The following is a 20,107-nucleotide window of genomic DNA, read 5'->3' as shown; positions in this document are numbered from 1 at the left end:
GCCGTTACGGAAGGGTCGTGCGCATCAACATCACGTTGTACGCCGACCACAGTGACAGATTGAAGTACAGCTCCTTGCCGGTCGTCCACGGATGCAAGTACGGCGCGTAGGGCCCGCCCGGCATCTGTGACTCGGTGACGAGGACCTGCGGCGGGCTCCACGGGCCCTGCGGGGCGGGGGAGGTCGAGAGCAGGACGTCGCCCGATTTGTCGCCATACATCACCAGGTATTTCTTGAGGTAGGTGTTGTACTGCGCGGACATCTCACCGACCGGGCCCGAGATGATCGGAGTCGCTGCGTTGGGGTCACCGGGTACCCAGGAGCCCCGGTCGGTGTTCCAGAACTCATGCTTGGCGGCGTCGGGCAGGTTCCCCGGCAACGCGCGTGACACGAAGCCGGATCCGCTTCGCCCGGCAGGGGTTCCGAAGATGTAGATGTATCCGTCGTTGCCCTTGACGTAGGCGGCCTGCTGGAAGTTCTCATTTCCCGGGGTGAACGGGACCTGGCTGATGGCGTCGGGCGAGGCGGGACGGACGCTCTGCGGGAACGTCTTCCAGTTCTGGCCATTGTCGTTGGAGACCGCGGTGGCCGAGTAATTGGTAGTCCATTCGCCGGCGCTGTCCCAGCTCTTGATGGACATGTAGTTCATGTACTGAGTGCGCCCGACGGAGATGGCGGCCGTGGGAATGATGCCCCGTTCCTGGGCGGCCCATTTGATGGGCGGGATGATCTGCTTGGAGTAACCCGGGCGTGACTGCGGAGAACCGGCGTACGGGTTGGACGTCGATCCCTCGGCCACCGCGAGGCCGCGCGAGAGTGACTTGTCCTGCGTGCGCAGCAGGGTGTTGTACCGCCACTGCTGGCTCTTCATCCCGCAATATCCGTAGGTATCGCCAAAGGCCATCAGAACCTGGCGGCCGGCGGAATCGCCGTTATCCCACATGATTCCGAGGTCGGTCCCGGAGATGCTGAACTTTTGCAGCGTGTTCGCGCCGGTGTCCACGCCGGTCACCCAGCCGACAACGGAGGTCGACGGGGAGACGGCGGCCTCGGCGGCTGGGCCGACCGCGGGTGCCGGGGCGGGCGCGACGGCAGCGGCCTGCTGGTCCTGCAGATTGTTCGGTGAGCCGGGCTCGGGCGGGTTGGGCAGGGCGGGGCGTGCCATCTCCTGCGCCCATCCGGGCTTCTTCTTGGCGCTCTGTTGCGGCAGGACCTGCTTGAGGATGGCCAGGGGCAGCTTGCCCAGCTCCGGCAGGGGTGCCTTGTCGTTGGCGCCAGTGGGCCGGCGCCCGATCGGTGGAGCCTGACCGGGCATGCCGTCATCGGGGACGGGCGTCGGTGGCTGCAGACCCGCGGCGGGGCCGGTGCACGGATCGGCGTAGGCCAACGGGGAGACATCGACCGCGACGCTTGATCCGATAACGGCCGAGGTCATCAAAACCACGGAGATTCGGCGACGCCTCGACATCTCAGACCTTCCCGGGGGCAGGACGTCATCGCGACGTCAGCAATTAACTCCCGTGACGATAGTGGCCTGTGGGGCTGATGTGGCTACTGGTGCATCGATAGGTATGTTCCCGTGACCGGGCCGAAATCCGCCGGGTCGCGTTCGCCGATTTCTGAAGGCGGCGATCAGTTATCTGTTGCCGTCGGTGTTGCTGCTGACGAATTACCTGGACTTCCCCCATCAACGGCGCGATTGAGGTCGCGGACAGCTATCTTGACTACCATGGCTTCAGGGTCGAAGATGCCCACTGTCCGCGTGCATACTCCCAACGGAACCGTCGAAGGCTTCGTGCGGGGAGGCGTGCGGCGCTTCCGGTCCATTCCCTACGCCCGGCCCCCGATCGGACTGCTGCGGCTGCGGGCACCGCAACCGGCGCTGCCGTGGGACGGCGTGCGCGACTGCACCGAATTCGGCGCGGCGGCCCCGCAGCAGCGTCGCTACCGGGTGTTGGGGCCCGGACGCGTCCAGCGGGCCAGCGAGGACTGCCTGACGGTCAACGTCGTCACTCCCGACCGCCCGTCCAACGAGCCGCTGCCGGTCATGTTCTTCATCTACGGCGGCGGTTATCTGCTGGGCAGCTCGGCCACCCCGCTGTACGACGGCGGCTCGCTGGCCCGGCGTGGGTGTGTCTATGTGTCGGTGAACTACCGGGTGGGCGCACTGGGCGCCCTTGATCTGTCATCGTTGTCCAACGCCGGTCACACCATCGATGGCAACCTGTTTCTGCGCGATGTCGTGCTGGCGCTGCAGTGGGTGCGCGACAACATCAGCACATTCGGCGGCGACCCGAACAATGTGACGATCTTCGGGGAAAGCGCGGGCGCGCACTGCGTGGAGACGCTGATGGCCACTCCCGCCGCCGGGGGCCTGTTTCACCGCGCGATCTGCCAGAGCACCGCCAGCGGTATGGCAGTGCCCGCCGACTCGGCCGCGCTATACGCACAGAAGTTTGCACAAATCCTTGGTGCCACACCGGAAACGGCCGCGCTGACCGTGTTGCAGACCACGCCTGCCGAACTCGGGGCGGCGCTCAACACCCTCATCGCCGACATCGTGGCGAACATGCCGGGCGGATCGTTCGCGATCGGTCCGTGCATCGACGGCCACTACCTGCCCCGCCATCCCATTGAGGCGATGGAACACGGTGAGGCACATCGTGTTCCGTTGATAGTTGGCCACAACGCCGATGAGGCCAAACTATTTACCCGGGTCCTCAAGATGATGCCGCTGTCCGAGACTGCGCTGGAGGGAATGCTGATGCGCGGCGGGCCCGTCCATCGTGACCGCATCGTGGCGGCATATCCGGGGTACCCGGCAGGCTCCGCGCGCGTCAAGCTCGCCGGCGATATGAACTTTTCCACGGCGGCGTGGCAAATGGCCGAGGCCCACCATCGGTACGCGCCGGTGTACTTCTACCGGTACGACTACGCACCTGGGGCGCTGCGGATGGCCGGGATGGGCGCCACACATGCCACAGAACTGCTCGCCGTGTTCGATAGTTATCGCGGCGCGATGGGTACCGTGATGGCCGGGGCTATCGGCCGCCGGGATGCCGTGCGGGTCAGTAATGATGTACAGCGCCGCTGGCTTGCGTTTGCGCGCAGTGGAATTCCTGCAGATGGCTGGCCCGCCTATGAACCCCCGGATCGCGCCGTGATGGTGTTCGACCACGCCACCCGGGTGGAGCTGGACCCGGAGGCCACCAGGCGCACGGCATGGGAAGGTTTCAGTCTCACTCTCTGAATCGGGGCATTGTGGGCCAACCGGTTGGTGTCCTTGCTCCGGTCCTAAGATGTGCCGATGGCAAAGAAGCCCATCCGCATCAACACCGTCAACGGCACCGTCGAAGGGTTCACTCGGGGCGGTGTGCACCGCTTCCGTGGAATTCCCTATGCAGAGCCGCCGGTGGGTCCCCTGCGCTTGCGTGCGCCGCGTCCGGTCCAGCCGTGGACCGGGGTACGTAAGTGCCGCACCTGGGGCGCCGCCTCCATCCAGCAGCATCGCTACGCCATCATCCTGCCCGGCAAGCCCCAGAAGCTCAGCGAGGACTGCCTGACGCTTAACGTGGTAGCCCCCGAGGGCCCGATCACCGGGCCGCTGCCGGTCATGTTCTTCATCCACGGCGGCGGGTACTTCCTGGGCAGCTCGGCCACGCCGCTCTACGACGGTGCGAGCCTGGCGCGGCAGGGATGTGTCTACGTCTCGGTCAACTACCGGCTGGGTGCTCTTGGCGCGCTGGATCTTTCGTCGCTGTCCGACGAGAAGCACAGGATTGACAGCAATCTGTATCTGCGTGACCTGGTGCTGGCGTTGCGGTGGGTGCACGACAACATCGGGGCGTTCGGGGGCGACCCGAACAATGTGACGATCTTCGGGGAGAGCGCCGGGTCGCATGCGGTGAACACCCTGCTCGCGGTGCCCTCGGCGGCGGGACTTTTCCACCGTGCCATCTGCCAGAGCACTGCCTCCGGTCTCGTAATCCGTCCCGAGGACGCCGCCGTCAATGCACGCCAGTTCGTGAACTACCTGGGCGCGACGGACTCCAACGCCGCCGAAACGGTGTTGACCGCCAAGCCGCGTCAGCTGGTCAAAGCCTTCTTCCGGTTGATGGGGACAGCCAAACATGTGCCGGGGCTATCGCTGCGGTTCGGGCCGAGCATCGACGGTGATGTGCTCCCTCTGGATCCGAACGAGGCGCTGGAACGCGGTGAGGCACATCGTGTTCCGCTTATCATCGGGTATAACGCCGAGGAGGCCACCCTCTTCACCAAGATGCTCAAAATTCTGCCGATCACGCCGGAGGCACTGGAGCATTCCCTGTCCAAGGGTGGTCCAGAGTATGTGCAGCGGATCATCAATGGCTACGACGGTTACCCGTCGGAGAAGGTGCTCCTACAGCTCGCCGGCGACCTGGCCTTCGGATCGGCGGCCTGGCGCGTGGCCGAGGCGCACGGCCGGCATGCGCCGGTCTACTTCTACCGGTACGACTACGCCACGCGGGCGTTACGTCGCTACGGACTGGGACCCACCCATGCCATCGAGCTACTCGCCGTCTTCGGCACCTATCGAACCGTGGCCGCACCGTTCCTGGCGGGGCGCAGTGACCGCGCTCAGGCACGCGTCGTCAGTGACGAGATGCAAAGGCATTGGCTCACCTTCGCACGCACCGGGGCGCCCGGTGAAGGCTGGCCGACATACACCCTGCCGGACCGCCAGGTGTTGATCATCGACAGTCCGTCGCGTGTGGAGAGCGATCCCGACGGTGATCGGCGCCCGCTCTGGCAGGACGTCGCCGCCATCGCCTAGTGGGCGGGCGGCGGTACGTTGGGCTCATGATCATCGTGACGAGCAACGACATCCCCGGATACAAGATCGCCGCGGTCTTTGGCGAGGTCTTCGGTCTGACCGTGCGGTCGCGGCACATCGGCTCCAACCTCGCCGCCTCCTTCAAATCCATCGCCGGTGGTGAGCTCAAGGGCATCACCCAGTTGCTGCACGAGAGCCGTCGTGAGGCGCTGTCGCGGCTGGCCGCCGAGGCGGAGTCGCGCGGCGCCAACGCCGTGGTCGCGTTCCGATTCGAGACCACCGAGTACGCCAATACGGGCGTCGAGGTGTGCGCATACGGGACAGCTGTCGGCATTCAGCCCCTCCAATAGCGGGCGGTCGGTAAGACACGGTTCACCTGATCCGGGCAGAATCGGGCGTGTGAGCAATGCGCGCGCCGGACAGCCGGCCCAGCCGGAAGACCTGATCGACATCGCCCAGGTGGTGACCGCGTATTACGCGATAGAGCCCGATCCGGAGAACGTCGCGCAGCAGGTCGCCTTCGGGACGTCGGGGCATCGCGGGGCCAGCCTAGACGGCGCCTTCAACGAGGCGCATATCGTCGCCACCACCGCGGCGATCGTCGAATACCGGACGTCGCAGGGCATCACCGGGCCGTTATTCATCGGCCGCGACACCCATGCGCTCTCCGAGCCGGCATGGACGAGCGCCTTGGAGGTGTTGGACGCCAGCGGCGTTGTGGTGGCTGTGGATTCGCGGGATCGGTACACGCCGACCCCGGCGGTGAGTCATGCCATCTTGCGGCATAACCACGGCAAGACGACGGGACTGGCCGACGGGATCGTCGTCACCCCATCGCACAACCCGCCCCGGGACGGCGGATTCAAGTACAACCCGCCGCACGGCGGGCCTGCCGACACCGATGCCACCGGGACGATAGCCGCCCGCGCCAACGAGATTCTGCGCTCGGGATGGCGCTCGGTGAAGCGGGTTTCGTTGGCGCAGGCACTGAAATCCGCGCAGCGGTATGACTTTCAGCAGACGTATGTGGACGATCTGATCAATGTGGTCGACCTCGGGGTTATCAAGGATGCCGGAATCCGGATTGGCGCCGACCCACTTGGCGGGGCCAGCGTCGACTACTGGGCCGCGATCGCCGACCGGTGGTCGCTGGAGTTGACGGTGGTGAACCCGCTGGTGGATGCCACCTGGAGGTTCATGACGCTGGACCACGACGGCAAGATCCGGATGGACTGCTCCTCCCCGGACGCGATGGCCTCGCTGGTGGCATCGCGGGACAAGTACCAGATTGCGACGGGGAACGACGCCGATTCGGATCGGCACGGCATCGTGACTCCCGATGCGGGATTGATGAATCCCAACCACTACCTGGCGGTGGCCATCGATTACCTGTTCAGTCACCGAGAAGGCTGGGCCGCCGAGACTGCGGTGGGCAAGACGCTGGTCAGCTCGTCGATCATCGATCGGGTGGTGGCGGGGCTGGGCCGGACGTTGCTAGAGGTGCCGGTAGGATTCAAGTGGTTTGTGGACGGGTTAATCGGCGGGACAATCGGTTTCGGCGGTGAGGAGAGTGCCGGGGCTTCTTTCTTGCGTCGTGACGGGTCGGTGTGGACCACCGACAAGGACGGCATCATCGCCGCATTACTTGCTTCGGAGATCCTGGCGGTTACGGGAGCCACACCGTCGCAACGATATACAGAGCTGACCGAGAAGTACGGCGCCCCAACGTATGCCCGTGTCGATGCGCCCGCGAGCCGTGCGCAGAAGTCGGTGCTGAGCAAGCTCTCGCCCGAGCAGGTGAGCGCCACCGAGCTGGCCGGTGAGCCCATCGTCGCCAAGCTGACGAACGCGCCTGGCAACGGGGCGCCGATCGGCGGACTCAAGGTTGTCACCGAAAACGCCTGGTTCGCGGCCCGGCCGTCGGGCACCGAGGATGTATACAAGATCTATGCGGAATCGTTCAAGGGTGCAGAACACTTGCGGCAGGTGCAGGACGCTGCCCGCGAGGTGGTCTCATCGGTGATCGGTTGAGTGGCTGTCCCGATTACGACACAGACGTCAGACCGCGCCTGCCGTGGGAGATATGGGTTCTTGTTGTCGCGAGCCTGGTGATCGCGCTCGGGTTCGGCGTGGTGGCGCCCGCGTTGCCGCAATACGCCCGCAGCTTCGGGGTGAGTGTCACCGCGGCGACCGCAGTGGTGAGCTCGTTCGCCGCGTTCCGGTTGCTGTTCGCACCGGCCGCCGGCGCACTGGTGCAGCGCCTGGGGGAGCGCTGGGTCTACATGACCGGGCTGCTGATCGTCGCGGTATCCACCGGCATCTGCGCCTTCGTCCATAGCTATTGGCAGCTGCTGGTGTTCCGGTCGCTCGGTGGTGTCGGCTCCACCATGTTCACCGTGTCGGCTGCCGCGCTGCTGGTGCGCATAGCACCCGAGGAGATTCGCGGACGTGCGCAAGGCCTGTACGGGTCGAGCTTTCTGCTCGGCATGGTGGCGGGGCCGGCCTTGGGTAGTGCCGTTGTGGGGCTGAGCCTTTCGGCGCCCTTCATCATCTACGCCGCAGCGCTGGTCGTTGTCGTCGTGCTGGTGTTCTTCGGGCTGCGGCGCTCCACCCTGTTAGAAGTCGCCGACGAACATCACGGCACCCCGGTGACGTTGACATCCGCACTGCGCCATCGGACATTCCTGGCCGCCCTGATGTCGAATTTCAGTGCAGGATGGGCGATCTTCGGGATCCGCGGCGCGCTGTTGCCGCTATTTGTGATCGAGGTGCTGCATCAGCGACCGGCCGCGGCAGGGCTGGTGTTCGCCGCATTCGCAGCGGGGGATGTGTCCACGGCCTTCCTCGCGGGGGCGTGGTCCGATGACATCGGGCGCAAGCCGCTCGTGGTCGCCGGCCTGGTGGTGTGCGGGTCCACCGTGGTGGCGATGGGCTTCGTGTCATCGCTGCCTCTGCTCATCGTGCTCTCGCTCGTCGGGGGGATCGGTGCGGGGCTGTATGCCTCCCCGCAGCAGGCCGCGGTGGCCGACGTGGTGGGCAGCAGGGGCAGGGCGGGGACGGCCCTGGCCACCTTCCAGATGACGTCCGATATCGGGCTGGTGATCGGGCCCGTGGTCGCCGGGGTGATCGCCGAGCAGACGTCGTACGGATGGGCGTTCGTGGTGGGTGGTGCGATGCCCCTGATCGCGGCGGTGGCGTGGATCTTTGCGCCCGAGACGCTGGGGAGACTTGCGTCACCGCAGGTTAGGAGTATGCAGGAAGTAGCAGAGGATGTCGGTGGGCCGGAGCGCTGAGATTTTGAGAGCCCGTCGCCGTGGTGTAACTTCGTCCGAGCACGCAACTAAATATGGGGCTATGGCGCAGCTGGTAGCGCACCACACTGGCAGTGTGGGGGTCAGGGGTTCGAGTCCCCTTAGCTCCACAATAATCCCAGGTCAACGACCTGGGATTTTTTGGTATGGGCGGGCGGCGGCGTGGGCGGCCAGTAGAGCGGCGGCGACCGTGGGGCCGTCGTCAACGGGCAGCCGTGCTGGGATGTCCACGATGTTGAGCCGGTCGTGCCGTTCATCGACGCGCACTTCGCCGCACGCCCATGCTTGCCCGGTGATCGGCAGTCGGACTGTCCGGCTGCCGTATTCGTCCACCCTCGACCCGTGGCAGCTCGACCACTAGGCATCCTTTGGCGCTGAGTTTGTCGATGAGAGTCGAGGCGATGTGGCTGGCGATTTCTTCCTGCGTGTAGACCTGGGTTTCGGTCTCGCCGCCGGTACCGATCGTGACGTTGCGGGGGGTCAGCTGGAAAAAGTTTGACATCTCTTCGATGACCTCGCGAGTGGCCCTGCTGGCGTCCATTGGCTAGTTGTACGCCGAGGGTCTGACAACGCTCTCAGGGGGCAGGGTCTCACTCTCGGTCTGGTGTCAGCTCAGGTCGTAGCGGATCAGGATGTTCACTTCGCTGGGTCCACTGATTGGGCGCTCGCCATGGTCTCGTGGCGTTCCGTCTTGGAGCGTTTGGCGCGGTTGTCTACTGCGCCAACGCAATCTGGCGGGGCTCAACATCCGGGCCACCGGCGCGTATGAGTGCTCGTGCGGGACTGGGTGAGAATCGACGGGCGATGGGTTCGATCGCTTTCCAGATTTCGTCGCAGCTAGGTCCATACAGGTAGATGGTGGCGGTGCCGTTGCCGATTTCGTTACCGTCTACTTCGCCCAGGTCGCGAGGGGATATGGCTTCTGTCAATTGATCTTCTGCTTCAAAGATGAATTCCAGAGGCGGTTCGATGTCCCATTCGATGATCACCGCTTGTTCAGTCACAAGAGTGCCCGCCTTTCCATAGATGCTCGCCTGTTCGCCAGGCCGAACACCTTTTCGTTTTCAACAGCCATGCTAGTGACGGCCTGTGCGAGAGCGTTTGGCGCGGTTGCCCTTGCCCTTGCCGTTGCTCTTGCTGCCGCTGCTCTTGGAGTGTGAACCGCCACTGCCGTCATGATGCGTCGAAGAGGTAGAGCTACTTCCACTGCTGCCACTGTGTGCGGCAGTGCTGTTCTGTGCTCGGGCCCCCTCAACAGCTCGCGAACGTTGCTTATCGGTCACCTCGCTTGCATGTTCGGTCTGCTGGGAACGTGCTTGTTGCGCCGTCTGGTGGTGCTGCTTTGCCGCGCTTTCGTACTGGCTCTTGTTTGAACTTTTGGGATTGATACCGTTGACCTTGTTGAATCCGCCATTTGCGCGGTCCGCGGTGGCGGAGTATTTCTCTTTGACTTCTTGCTCGAGGCCGCGCAGTTCGGCACGGTCGTCAGATTTGTGCTCAACAACAAAGTCATGCTCGGGTAGCTTGCCTTGTCGGGAGGATCGTGCATGCTCAGCTTCGCGGCGAGCAAGATCATTGGTCATGCCGGTTCTGATTGGCTGTTTCGTTGTCGGATTCTCTAGCCGGTAGACGCCGCCTCGTGCATCCGAAGTTAGGCAGCTGCAGTTCGGTTCCTGGGGTGGAACTGCTTCCTGCTTGGCCGCCGGGGAGCCTGGCCTGGTCTTCGGCATATCTGATGGCTTTGGCGCGCTGGCAGGGGGCGCGTTGGGGGCCTTGGGAACTTCGGGTGTCTTACCTACTGAGGTGGGGATGTCGTCGGCGAGTTTGGTCGGAGGGGTGGGTACGACGGCTTTGGCGGCGTCGTCGGCTTTCGTTGTCAGTTTCGGGGCGAGTTTTTCGACACCTGTTTTGGCGAGGGAAGCGGCTTCTTGGATGCCCTTTTTGGTGATGCCGCCGGGGCCGATATAGGTGGTGGCCTCGGTAACCACGCCTGCAGCTTGCAGCCATTGGTTATCGGGGTTGGCTTCGGCGGCTTTGTTGACCAAACCGGACACGCCGCTGGTGATCAGTCCGGCTCCGAAGCCAGAGCCGACCCCCGAGGCCACAAGTGCTGTGCCGCCGACGATTTGGGCGAACTCTAGCGGATTCTCCTTGACATAGTTGGCGCCCGTCTTAATCCCCGACCAGGCTTGAGAGGCCAACTGCGCATTAGCGGCAGCGAAGGCCTTCACGGCCGGGGCGGCGACCTCGACAGCCTTGTTCACCAACTGCTCACCGGCATTGGCCACAGACGCGGCGGCGTTCTTGGCGGCGGTGATCGGGTTTGGGATGTCGATACCGAACGGGTCGGCATACACCGGCCACACCGTGGAAGCATCGGGCGAAATCACTTGCGACAGCAGATAGAGATTGGGCTGCAACTGTTGGGTGATGTACGCCGAGGGCACTAACGCGCCCTTGGAATCGCGGACCTCTGAGGGCGCGAACATCGCCAGTGTCTCGGCCGTCGGGGTGGCGTTGTTGACGGACAGGAAGCCGTTGGTGTGGGCGAGCATCACGGTACCGGCGGGGGTACGCAAAAACATCGTGACCGTGCGGGTCTTCTCCGGCCCCGAAATACGGGTGACCATCCGTTTGCCGATTGCGGTGTTCTCGGCCATTAGGTCATATCCCGCACCGGCATCCGGATATACGACTTGCCCCACCGGGGTGATCTCACCGGACCCGAGTCCCCCGGGCGGCACCAGCTGCACTGTGCGGCCATCAGTTGTCGGAAGATTCCAGCCCGCTGCGGTGTCGGCCGGGATCCCCGCTGCACGCTGCATGGGAGGCAATACCGCATCTCCCGCGACCTCTCGGCCGAGTTCGGAGGTCGAGAATGCCGCGGTGGCTGCACGCCCAAACTGCTCAGCGGCCGAGACCACCGGCTCTATGGCCGCCGACGGCTGCACACCCGAGAGTGGGATCGCGACCGCGGCTAGGGCAGCCAGCGCCTTCAGCGCCGAGGGCAACCTCGTTGGTCGAGCCTCCAGGAAACCTTGATCAAGGCTTTCTTGTCGACCTGCGGGCCATATCCGGTGGCATTCTCGCACGGAAAGAAGCTTGCCCTTACTGATGCGGGAAGTCTTGTTATCGGACATAGCAAAGTAATGTACGCCCGGATCTTGACATGCGAAACTCGTAGTCAGTCGGTAATTTTGGATCGCCTGCGCTGGATGCATAGAAAACTATCAATAAATTGGCAGCGATCTGCACAGACTTCGCCCAGCGGGACCCGTCACTCCACGGCGTCTCGGGTAATGATTCATCGTCAGGGAACTTCTCGGTTACCTGGCCGCAAACACCTAACCGTGTCCCGGTATGCCGGTCCGGTGCGAAGGCAGCGGAAGTGCTGAGAAATGACAAAGGTGCCCCCGCGCTCGAACCATCGGGGGGGTGAGGTGAGCGCGGGGGCAGCCAGAACTCTAACAGCGGATCGGCAAGTAGTTCGCTACAGACGCCTTCAAGCTGTTCGGGCAATGGCGGCATGTCGCCGCTGCCGCCGTCGGCCGAACCTCCGTACTCACAGAAGCACGACGGTGAAGGAGATCCGTTCGTTGTGTGATGATGGCTGTCCGGGCTCGCAGGATGAAAGGCGTCAGGTCATGACGACGACGATGCGCCGAGCATTAGATCCGCTTCACTTCTGCCTATTTGCGTTGCTCGCACTGATATGTGCACTGTGCGCGACTCCTATTGCTGTGGCCGACGCCGCGCATATCAGCCCGGCGAACGAACGTCGCCTCCAAGAGCTGCTCACCGAGCGCAACCGCGTCGCGGCCGGGAGTCCCACGCAGCTGAGCGCCGCGGTATCGGCGCTTTTTCTGCATGTGCCCTACGGTGCCGAGACCCTGATCGGATCCGCCTCCGTGCCCGAGCAGTTGGTCGTAGAACTCACGCACGTGGACTGCTTCACGTATGCCGACTATGTCGAAGCGCTGAAGCGGTCTAGTAACAGTGCCGATTTCATCGCCCAACTGACCCAGATCCGTTATCGCGGGGGCGATATCAGCTTTACGCAGCGCCGCCATTTCTTCACCGATTGGGCCGCCGATGCGCCAGTTAACGCCACCGATGTGACAGCGAGCCTGGGCGCACCCACGGAGCAGACCGCCAAGATGCTCAACCTGAAGGAGTCCGGCGGCACCTATCTTCCCGGGCTCCCGCCTCGGTCACGCACGGTCGTCTATTTACCGGGTACCCGTGTCTCCGATGGTGTCATCGCAAATCTTCGTGACGGTGACTACCTCGGTGCCTACGCTGTGGCCGGCGGGCTCGACGTCACGCATGTGGGAATCTTCCTGCACACGCCGACGGGGCCGGTGCTGCGCAACGCCTCGTCGTTGAGGGCGAACAACCAAGTCGTCGACACGCCACTGGGGGAGTATCTGGGCACGGTCCCGGGAATTGTCGTGCTACGGCCGACTCGTTGAAGACCTGCATCGGCGCCTGCCGCTGGCTAGGGGTTGGGGCTCAGAGCATCTGCCGTCGTGTGTACTCCAGAGATCCCGCGCGAGGAGTTGGCCGGAGCCGGAGCTGATGCTGCGGGGCTCAGGGCGTCGGCCGATGCAGACACACCAGCGCGTCCTGGGGGCAGTAGTGGAACCCCTACTGCCGCAGGGTATCCCGGTGGCCCGTACTGCAACGGACCGATCACCGGTGGGGGTGGAGGTGTTACCGGGCCTGGGTCTGCGTGTGCAATGCCGGTACCGGCGGACAGCGTCAGGGTGGCGGCCAGGAGCAGTGCGGAACTGCCATGCCGTCGAATTATGTTGAACAAAAACATCTATCGCTCCTAGTTCAGGACGTAAGGGTCGCCGTACACGGACAATTGTGTTTGTTGAACCGCACTGGCGACCGCGAACGTCGCGTAGGAGCGCACTGTCACTGGGCCGCCGCAGGCGTCCACCTTCAAGTGGACATCTTGCATGTCCAGTCGACCTAGGCCTGCCGTCACCGGCATGGTGCCCATCGCGACGGTGGTGATAACGCCAGGCTGCAGGTCGGTCTGCACGAAGCCGCCGATCGCTCCCGTGCCGCCCGCCTGCACTCCCGGCTGGCCGCTGATGGTCGCCCCGACCGATCCCGCCAACTGGCCGGTGCCGCCAATCTGAAGACCCTGCGATACGTCGATCTGGCAGCCGACCTGGTAGCCCGCGACAAAGTTGGCCGCGGTGACGGGATTGCTCCCACTGCCCCCGATATTCGCCTGCGCGGACAGTGTCATGAACGCCTCGCGAGAGTTCTGTGCACCGGCCAAGTTCGGTACCGCGTTGATGACCTCGCCCGAGAGGGCAACTGACAGGTGCCAGCCATCGATGGTCGTGCGTTGGCTCGATTGCGGAGCCATCTCGATGGGGGCGGCCCAGCTGGTCGCCGATGTCGCGAGGGCCCACCCGATCGTCATCGCGGTCAATCCGGCGATCACGCCGGATCGCGTGGATCTGCCCACAATGAAGTCCTCCAATCAAATCGTTTGTGTAGAACTAACGATTTGATTAAAGCAGATCATCTGCATCGATGTACTGTTGGGCCTATGAACGAGTTTCCGCCGGAGGATTACCCCAGGCCACAGGGGTTGTTCGGACCCCTGTTCGAGATCCTCGTGCGACGAATGCATGTCGAAGTGGATGCCGAACTGGGTAAACACGCACTGCGGCTGCTTCATATGGGCGTGCTCAACGTCTTGGATGTGGTCGGCAAGCAGTCTCAGGCGGATCTCGCCGAAGCCCTGCGAGTGGACAAGACCACCATGGTTGGGCTTCTGAACGATCTGGAAGCCATTGGCCTCGTTGAGCGTCAGCGGTCCCCGGAGGACCGCCGCCGCCACGATGTGGTGATGACTGCGCTCGGAAAGCGCCGGAACGCCGAGATGATCGAGGTGCTCAGAGACGCGGAGGGCCGTGTGCTGTCCGCCTTGAGTGCAACGCAGCGATGTGAACTGTTTGTGCTACTCGAAAAGGCATTCCTGGCGGGGTCTGGGGACACCCGGATCGACGGGGACTGATCACGTAAGGCCGGTGACGAACCGGATCCTGCCCTGCATCGTGATGTTGTAACTGATTCGGTGGATCACCGCGTCGCTGTCACGGACGGCCAAATCTACGAGCAGGCCGTCGAACAGACTGTGGATCGTCTGCCCGGGTTGCGCTGCGGTGCCGGTTCGTGTCCGGAAACGCCAACGGTCAACAGCGAATCCAGCGTCTATCGCCTGATGCCGATCGAAGATCGAACTCAGGGTGGCGAAGGGAATGGCGCTGTCCACCTGGAACCAGGGGAAGGTTCCCGCTGGAATCGGGATGTTGTGTCGTGTGGTGATCGCCTTGAATGCATCACTCATGTTCGGTGAGATCAACGCTTGATTCCGCGACCAGTCCACGCTGCTCTGTCCGGGCATATTGACGATGGCAACGCCGTTCGTCTGGAAGACGAAGCGCTGATCGGCAATTGACACCGGCTGTTGCTCGTTGACCGCCAACGCTACTGGAGTAAAGAAGTGTGACTGACTTTCGAAGTTCGGAATGAGGACCATGGTGCACGCGCCTTTCGTCGCTGGATGAATATCCAACCAGCGCAGGGCCATTGCGATAGATCGGTTCTCTTGTTCGGCCGAACGTTGGTGATGCGACGGTATGAGCTCGCCGAGGCCACGGGCGCGAGTAGTGCGCTACCCGATTTCTGTTTAGAGCTTCAGCGCGCGGCCCATGTCTTCGCGCGATCCAGCTTGTCGAGGCCGAACAATGCGATCTCACCGGGAACCATCCACCCGAGCACGTGCAAGGTATGCGCTACCCATTCCTTGTCGGTTACCACCGCGATTTTCTTGAAGGCCGAATGACGCTGGAACAGCATCCCGAAGCCCAGCTCCAGGTCTTCGGCCAGCCCGCCCGGGCCAAAGCCCTCATAGTCACTCGCGATGACTTCCACGACCCGTAGTTCGTCGGATGTCAGCGATTGTTCGATAGTCGGGGTGAACTCGCGCAGTTCATCGCCGGCCAACCTGCCGGACACGCGGAATCCCACCACTCCTTCGGGCATATCAGTGAGTGTTTCGATCACCCTTCCATCGTGCCAATCTTCGAGAGTTATGCAAGAACGGCAGGTCAGTAATCCCAGGTGGCTGGTATGCAGCGAAAGGCGTCACCCGCGGTGGCCACGTGGCAGACGGACGGGAATGGCAAGTGGGTGGCCACCATCGCCTCGCCGGTCGATGCCAGCTCGCGCAGGAGGTGCACTCGCACGCGGGCCGCCTCCTCGGGATCGTGCTCGAAGCCGTTGTGCCACTCGGGGTTATCGAACCCGGGTGCAAACACGGCATCGCCGGCGAACGTCAGCTTCGCCCCGCGCGACTCAAGTCGGACCACGCTGTGTCCAGGGGTGTGGCCGCCGGTGCGAGAGATGAGGACTCCCGGGGCCACCTCATACTCCGTCTCAAACGTCTGCAGCTGGCCGCGATACTGGTCCAAGAACTGCGTGGCGACCCTGCGCAGCACGTCCGGAATCGGCTCCGGCATGGTGACGTGGGAAAAATCGGGTGCCACCCAGAACTCGGCTTCCGCGGTCGCCGCGTGGACCCGCAGATTCGGACGCAGCCGTTCCTTCAGCCCCTCGGTGAGTAGCCCGCCGACGTGGTCCATATGCATGTGGGTGAGCACCACGTCGGTCACCGATGCGAGATCGACGCCCGCGGCCTCTAATCGCGCGACCGTCTGCCCGGCCCTCGGGAAGTCCGGGAACTCCAGCCCCAGCCCGGCGTCTACGAGAATGGTCTGTTCGCCGCTGCGCACCACCACAACGTTGAGTGGCCAGTCCACCACCTCTGGGGGTAGGAACATGCCATCGAGCCAGCCCGCCAGTTCGGCCGGCTCGACGTTGGTGGCCAGCGTCGAGGCGGTAATCGGCAGCACCCCATCGCTGATCACCAGCACTTCGATATCGCCGACGTCTACTGCGTAGCGTGAGGGAACCAGCTCATCCACTCCTAGGCTCCCGAGATGTGTGGCGTTGTCCAAGGTCATGTTTTCTCCTGCTGACTGTTTGGGCCGCGTGTCTTATCAAGATCAGCCTGGCGGCCCGTACGGCGATCCGAACCCTTGGAAGTCCGTAGTCCGTGGTTGACGTCGGAGCCGCTACTCATGCGCAACGGTCGGTTCTCGCATCGTCAGGTTGGTTCTACCCGTGTGGCCTAATCTGGTGGTCGATATGGTTACCGATCGGCAGGGAAGCGTGGCATCGCAGCGGGATTCGCATGAGGGCGATTCGGCTCGGCAGGGACGTCCTCGGAGTGAGGCGTCACGGGTCGCGATTCTGCAGGCGACGTTGGCGCTGATCGAAGAAGTCGGAATCAAGGCGTTGACCATCGAGGCGGTGGCACATCGCGCAAAGGTGGGGAAATCCACAGTTTATCGGTGGTGGCCGTCGCAGGCGGTCTTGATCATCGAAGCAATGGACCAGATTCAGTATCCCGAACTACCGGATACCGGCGATATTGTCATGGATTTGGTTGAACTGGGAATTTTCATGCGGGACAGTGTTTTTGGATCAGTGGTGGGTACGATACTGCTGCACCTTAGGAGTGACCTTGCCGCCTTGGACCCCAGCGTGAGTGAGTACGTTGCTGGCCGAATGATCTGGCCGACGGTCGTGATCGAGCGGGCGATCGACCGGGGCGAACTGGACGGTTCGGTTGATCCGCTTCTGCTTCTGGGCATGGCATCCGGGCCCGTGCTGGCGCATGTCTTGCTCGGTGCGCCTGCGCCGACCAATGAGACGCTGGAACGGGCTGCGCGGATTGCTATTGCCCCTTACTTGCGGCGGATCGAGCAGTCGTAATTATTGCTTCGCGGGCCACCAGTTGGCTTTGCCGAGTAGGACAGCGATGGCCGGAACGGTTAGAGTGCGCACCACGAAGGTGTCGAGTAGCAGCCCGCAGCCGATGACGAATCCGATTTGCGTGATCGTCAGCAGGCTGCTCGACATGAGCCCGAACATGCTGGCAGCAAAGATGAGGCCGGCGGACGTGATGACGGATCCGGTGTGCTTGACCGTCCTGATGACACCGACCCGGATATTGGTGGCGGACTCTTCGCGGAGCCGCGAGATGAGCAGCATGTTGTAATCGGCGCCGACCGCCACCAGGATGATGAAGGCCATCGCCGGCACTGCCCAAAAGATGTCTTTGCCTAGCAGGATTTGGAATACCAACACTGCCAGACCGAGCGAAGAAAGATACGTGAGAGTGACGGTGGCCATCAGGTACAGCGGGGCCAGCAGACTGCGCAGCAGCACGACGAGTATCAGGCCGACGATGGCGACAGTCACCACGATCACCCTCGTAAAGTCAGCTGTGAAAGTGGTTTTCAGGTCGTCGTAGATTGACGCGAATCCAGTGACGCCTACGTCGGCGTCGGCGATACTTGTGTTCGGCAGCGATTGTTGGGCGACGGCTTTAACTTGTCTCGCCAGATTCATTCCGTCCGCGCTGTAGGGGTCAAGACGTGTCTCGATGATGTAGCGGACCGACTTTCCGTCCTTTGCGACGAAGAATTTGGCCATCGTTTTGAAGTCGGTGTTATCGAATGTGTTCTGCGGCAGATAAAAACCGGAAAGTGTAGGGGTACTTGCCTCGGTGTTCATCATCTTGAGAGTGGCCGCGATCTGTCCCATGCCCTCAGCCATCTCCAGGTTCTTGTCGACTAACGCGTGAACGCCGCCAGCCAGTCGGCTTGCGCCATCGCTGAGAGCGTTGATTCCGGCGACCATCTGCTTCACCTGGGCGAGGAGGCCGCCGTTGGTGTGCAGGTTCAGGCCTTTTCCCGCACGGTTCATGGAAGTCGACAACGCCGACGACAGATCGGAGAGTTTAGTAGCGCCGGTGGCAGATACCAGGGTGTCACGGAACGACACCAACCCGTCGAGAAAGCCATTCTCTTGCAAACTAATCAGTGCTTGAAGGTTTTCCTGCACCCGTGCGCATTGCGGGTCGTAGGTGCATAGTTCGGTCGCGCGGAGCGCATCGTTGACTGGAGCCACGGCCCCGGCTGCCCGGCGTACCGCCTCGATGCCGGAGTCGAATGCCGGTCCCAGCGAGGTCAGTCGGTCGACCGTCGGCTTGGCGTCGCCGAGCTTACTGACCAGAACCTGGTATTGGTCGGTGACCCACGACAATTCCGTGAGCACCGGCATTGCCGCACCGAGTGCATCGCGCAATTGGCGCAGCCCCGCGGCAAGCTGGTCGGCGCCCTGCGTCAGCTCAGTGAGTTGCCCGCGGTTCTGTTTGACTTGTCCCAGAGAGGAATCGATGCCCTCAGCGATCTTCCCGGTCTGCCCGGCCAAGGTGGCGTCCTGGAGCTTGGCGCCGGTGGGTCGGGTGATTCCGCGGATCGCAGTCACCCCGGGCAGTTGCGAAATGCGTTGTGCCATTTGCTCGAGGTCGCCCAGGGCCTGACCATTACGTAAGTCATCGGGTGACTGTATGAGCAGCTGCTGGGGGATGATCAGGTTCTTCGGGAAATGCTGGTCGAGAAGCGCGTATCCAAGATTGCTGTCGGTGTCGACCGGTTGGTTGTCCCGGTCGTTGTAACTCAGCCGGATTAGTCCGGCACAACTTGCCAGCAGGACCAGGAGAGCGGCACTGACGGCTAGTGTCGGAATAGGCTTGCGGGCGGACAGAATTCCGACACGAGCCCAATGACGTGCCGTAATATCCTTGCGCTGCAGTGCCTTGCCGCGTTTGGCCGCGAATACCAGAAGGGGAGGGAGCAACGTCACCGATGCTGCGAATCCCACCACCACGGCGATGGCGCATACCGGACCCGTCGTCGACAGCGCTTCAAGGTCGTTGAAGGCCATGATCGCGAATGTGACGGCCACGGTCGCCGCGGACGCCGCGATGACCTTTCCGGTATAGGCCAGTGCCGTATCGACTGCGGCGGCCGGGGATAGGCCCTTGCGTAGTCCTTCGTGGTAGCGGCTGATGACGAAGACTGAATAGTCGGTTCCTGCGCCTAGCAGCACCGCAGTCATGAATGACACTGCGTTCTGCGAGATTGGCAGCCCCACCAGGCCAAGTCCACTCACGGCACCGCGGGTAACCGCAAACGAGACCCCGATGACGAAAAGGGGCAGCAACGCGGTCATCAGCGAGCGGTAGACCAGCAACAAGATCACCGCGATGAGAACGCCGGTGGCAAGGGAGATCTTGCCCAGATCACTGTGGGCGGCCTCGAACGTGTCGCCGAGGGATGCGACCGGGCCGGTGACGTGCGCTGTCACCGTCGACCCGGTAAAGGTGTCGGCGGTGATCTGTTTGACCCGCTGCAACGATTCGGCAGCTTCTGGTGAACCGATCGCCCCGCGTAAACCCACCATCACATACCACGCCCGGCCATCCTTGCTGACAGCTTGCTCGCGAGTGTCCTTGTTGCTCAACAGATCTTGCACGGCAGGGAAGAATTCCGGATGGGTGCGCAGTGAATCCAGCAGTCGCCGATAAAGATTGGATTGGCTTGGGCCCAGCCCCTCCTGATCGCCCATCGCGACCGTGACCACGGTCTGAATTCCGTTCTCGTCGAACGCGTCGGCCATCCGTGAGAGCGTCTGGATGCCCGAAGAATTGTGGGGGAGTACGGAGATGGACTGCTGGCGGACAACAGTCTCCAGCTGTGGGAATGCGATATTCACCGTGCCTGCCGCCAGAAGCCAGCTCAACAGCACCCACACCCCGTGGCGGACCACCAGTGCGCCCAGCCGTGCGAACGCCATGCTTCTACCGTGACTCACCGGCGGGTCACCGCGTGCAGGACATAGCGGAGGCGGCGATTGTTTGCCGCTGGTAAGGCCGCATTTCCTGGCATCGGGGCATCCTCAGATCTCTCAATGTGGCAGTATCGAAACGAATCGTATCGTATCGTTGTGGCGTTCCGTAGGCCGTGAGGAGTCCCCC

17 protein-coding genes and 1 tRNA gene are annotated in these 20,107 nt (G+C 63.0%); 9 read left to right on the top strand and 9 right to left on the bottom strand.

The features are described 5' to 3' along the window. Positions 1–4 precede the first annotated feature (4 nt). Positions 5–1,468 carry a glycoside hydrolase family 183 protein gene (locus AC5Y5C_RS11165; protein ID WP_499971950.1) on the bottom strand — a complete coding sequence of 488 codons (1,464 nt, stop codon included), beginning with the start codon at positions 1,466–1,468 and terminating at the stop codon, positions 5–7. A gap of 261 nt (positions 1,469–1,729) precedes the next feature. Between AC5Y5C_RS11165 and AC5Y5C_RS11160 the strand changes: the two genes are divergently transcribed. The 6 genes from AC5Y5C_RS11160 to AC5Y5C_RS11135 all read left to right on the top strand — a co-directional run bounded on the left by AC5Y5C_RS11160 (position 1,730) and on the right by AC5Y5C_RS11135 (position 8,234). Beyond that, complete coding sequence (locus tag AC5Y5C_RS11160; RefSeq protein WP_499971948.1) at positions 1,730–3,250, top strand: carboxylesterase/lipase family protein; 1,521 nt, start codon at positions 1,730–1,732, stop codon at positions 3,248–3,250. 57 nt (positions 3,251–3,307) lie between these two features. After that, positions 3,308–4,813, top strand: a complete 1,506-nt coding sequence (locus AC5Y5C_RS11155) for a carboxylesterase/lipase family protein (protein WP_499971946.1) — start codon at positions 3,308–3,310, stop codon at positions 4,811–4,813. Positions 4,814–4,839: 26 nt separating this feature from the next. Then, positions 4,840–5,163 (top strand): YbjQ family protein, encoded by a 324-nt coding sequence (locus tag AC5Y5C_RS11150; protein ID WP_030097012.1) that lies wholly within the window; start codon positions 4,840–4,842, stop codon positions 5,161–5,163. A gap of 49 nt (positions 5,164–5,212) precedes the next feature. Then, positions 5,213–6,844: a phosphoglucomutase (alpha-D-glucose-1,6-bisphosphate-dependent) gene (gene pgm, locus AC5Y5C_RS11145; RefSeq protein ID WP_499971944.1), complete on the top strand. Its 1,632-nt coding sequence runs from the start codon at positions 5,213–5,215 to the stop codon at positions 6,842–6,844. Continuing rightward, entirely contained in the window at positions 6,841–8,106 is a 1,266-nt protein-coding gene (locus AC5Y5C_RS11140; RefSeq protein WP_499971942.1) for an MFS transporter, read from the top strand. Before pgm ends, AC5Y5C_RS11140 begins: the two co-directional genes overlap by 4 nt. Before the next feature lie 55 nt (positions 8,107–8,161). Next, positions 8,162–8,234 (top strand) — tRNA-Ala (locus AC5Y5C_RS11135). A 143-nt stretch (positions 8,235–8,377) separates the two neighbouring features. Here the strand turns inward: AC5Y5C_RS11135 and AC5Y5C_RS11130 are convergent. The 3 genes from AC5Y5C_RS11130 to AC5Y5C_RS11120 form a co-directional block, all read right to left on the bottom strand. After that, positions 8,378–8,665: a hypothetical protein gene (locus tag AC5Y5C_RS11130; RefSeq protein WP_499971940.1), complete on the bottom strand. Its 288-nt coding sequence runs from the start codon at positions 8,663–8,665 to the stop codon at positions 8,378–8,380. Positions 8,666–8,837: 172 nt separating this feature from the next. Next, entirely contained in the window at positions 8,838–9,128 is a 291-nt protein-coding gene (locus AC5Y5C_RS11125) for a hypothetical protein (RefSeq protein WP_499971938.1), read from the bottom strand. 72 nt (positions 9,129–9,200) lie between these two features. Next, positions 9,201–11,264: a GIY-YIG nuclease family protein gene (locus AC5Y5C_RS11120; RefSeq protein ID WP_499971936.1), complete on the bottom strand. Its 2,064-nt coding sequence runs from the start codon at positions 11,262–11,264 to the stop codon at positions 9,201–9,203. Between the two features lie 504 nt (positions 11,265–11,768). Between AC5Y5C_RS11120 and AC5Y5C_RS11115 the strand changes: the two genes are divergently transcribed. Next, positions 11,769–12,596, top strand: coding sequence for an N-acetylmuramoyl-L-alanine amidase-like domain-containing protein (locus AC5Y5C_RS11115; RefSeq protein ID WP_499971934.1), 828 nt, complete (start codon positions 11,769–11,771; stop codon positions 12,594–12,596). Positions 12,597–12,958: 362 nt separating this feature from the next. Here the strand turns inward: AC5Y5C_RS11115 and AC5Y5C_RS11110 are convergent, their stop codons facing one another. Next, on the bottom strand, positions 12,959–13,615 hold the full coding sequence (locus AC5Y5C_RS11110) for an MspA family porin (protein WP_499971932.1): 657 nt from the start codon (positions 13,613–13,615) through the stop codon (positions 12,959–12,961). Between the two features lie 84 nt (positions 13,616–13,699). Between AC5Y5C_RS11110 and AC5Y5C_RS11105 the strand changes: the two genes are divergently transcribed. Further along, the gene (locus AC5Y5C_RS11105) at positions 13,700–14,170 is read left to right on the top strand and encodes a MarR family winged helix-turn-helix transcriptional regulator (RefSeq protein ID WP_499971930.1); all 471 of its coding nucleotides are present in this window, start codon (positions 13,700–13,702) and stop codon (positions 14,168–14,170) included. On the opposite strand, the gene AC5Y5C_RS11100 is transcribed toward AC5Y5C_RS11105, so the two are convergent. The 3 genes from AC5Y5C_RS11100 to AC5Y5C_RS11090 all read right to left on the bottom strand — a co-directional run bounded on the left by AC5Y5C_RS11100 (position 14,171) and on the right by AC5Y5C_RS11090 (position 16,181). After that, positions 14,171–14,695: a hypothetical protein gene (locus AC5Y5C_RS11100; protein WP_499971929.1), complete on the bottom strand. Its 525-nt coding sequence runs from the start codon at positions 14,693–14,695 to the stop codon at positions 14,171–14,173. Positions 14,696–14,853: 158 nt separating this feature from the next. Next, positions 14,854–15,222: a SpoIIAA family protein gene (locus AC5Y5C_RS11095; RefSeq protein WP_499971928.1), complete on the bottom strand. Its 369-nt coding sequence runs from the start codon at positions 15,220–15,222 to the stop codon at positions 14,854–14,856. 44 nt (positions 15,223–15,266) lie between these two features. Further along, positions 15,267–16,181 carry an MBL fold metallo-hydrolase gene (locus tag AC5Y5C_RS11090; RefSeq protein ID WP_499971924.1) on the bottom strand — a complete coding sequence of 305 codons (915 nt, stop codon included), beginning with the start codon at positions 16,179–16,181 and terminating at the stop codon, positions 15,267–15,269. 184 nt (positions 16,182–16,365) lie between these two features. Here AC5Y5C_RS11090 and AC5Y5C_RS11085 point away from each other — a divergent pair, with 184 nt between their 5' ends. Beyond that, positions 16,366–16,995, top strand: a complete 630-nt coding sequence (locus tag AC5Y5C_RS11085) for a TetR/AcrR family transcriptional regulator (protein ID WP_499971922.1) — start codon at positions 16,366–16,368, stop codon at positions 16,993–16,995. On the opposite strand, the gene AC5Y5C_RS11080 is transcribed toward AC5Y5C_RS11085, so the two are convergent. Then, positions 16,996–19,926 carry an MMPL/RND family transporter gene (locus AC5Y5C_RS11080; protein ID WP_499971920.1) on the bottom strand — a complete coding sequence of 977 codons (2,931 nt, stop codon included), beginning with the start codon at positions 19,924–19,926 and terminating at the stop codon, positions 16,996–16,998. Positions 19,927–20,107 lie beyond the last annotated feature (181 nt).

It is taken from the genome of Mycobacterium sp. NGS15, assembly GCF_059813245.1.
Note: the sequence above shows the minus strand (reverse complement) of the source record. Positions and strands in the feature narration are given on the sequence as shown.

Bases quoted from the DNA above. Each gene is read 5' to 3' on its own strand.
- AC5Y5C_RS11165 (WP_499971950.1), bottom strand. From the start codon at position 1,468: ATGTCGAGGCGTCGCCGAATCTCCGTGGTTTTGATGACCTCGGCCGTT.
- AC5Y5C_RS11160 (WP_499971948.1), top strand. From the start codon at position 1,730: ATGGCTTCAGGGTCGAAGATGCCCACTGTCCGCGTGCATACTCCCAAC.
- AC5Y5C_RS11155 (WP_499971946.1), top strand. From the start codon at position 3,308: ATGGCAAAGAAGCCCATCCGCATCAACACCGTCAACGGCACCGTCGAA.
- AC5Y5C_RS11150 (WP_030097012.1), top strand. From the start codon at position 4,840: ATGATCATCGTGACGAGCAACGACATCCCCGGATACAAGATCGCCGCG.
- AC5Y5C_RS11130 (WP_499971940.1), bottom strand. From the start codon at position 8,665: ATGGACGCCAGCAGGGCCACTCGCGAGGTCATCGAAGAGATGTCAAAC.
- AC5Y5C_RS11120 (WP_499971936.1), bottom strand. From the start codon at position 11,264: ATGTCCGATAACAAGACTTCCCGCATCAGTAAGGGCAAGCTTCTTTCC.
- AC5Y5C_RS11115 (WP_499971934.1), top strand. From the start codon at position 11,769: ATGACGACGACGATGCGCCGAGCATTAGATCCGCTTCACTTCTGCCTA.
- AC5Y5C_RS11105 (WP_499971930.1), top strand. From the start codon at position 13,700: ATGAACGAGTTTCCGCCGGAGGATTACCCCAGGCCACAGGGGTTGTTC.
- AC5Y5C_RS11100 (WP_499971929.1), bottom strand. From the start codon at position 14,695: ATGGTCCTCATTCCGAACTTCGAAAGTCAGTCACACTTCTTTACTCCA.
- AC5Y5C_RS11090 (WP_499971924.1), bottom strand. From the start codon at position 16,181: ATGACCTTGGACAACGCCACACATCTCGGGAGCCTAGGAGTGGATGAG.
- AC5Y5C_RS11085 (WP_499971922.1), top strand. From the start codon at position 16,366: ATGGTTACCGATCGGCAGGGAAGCGTGGCATCGCAGCGGGATTCGCAT.
- AC5Y5C_RS11080 (WP_499971920.1), bottom strand. From the start codon at position 19,926: ATGGCGTTCGCACGGCTGGGCGCACTGGTGGTCCGCCACGGGGTGTGG.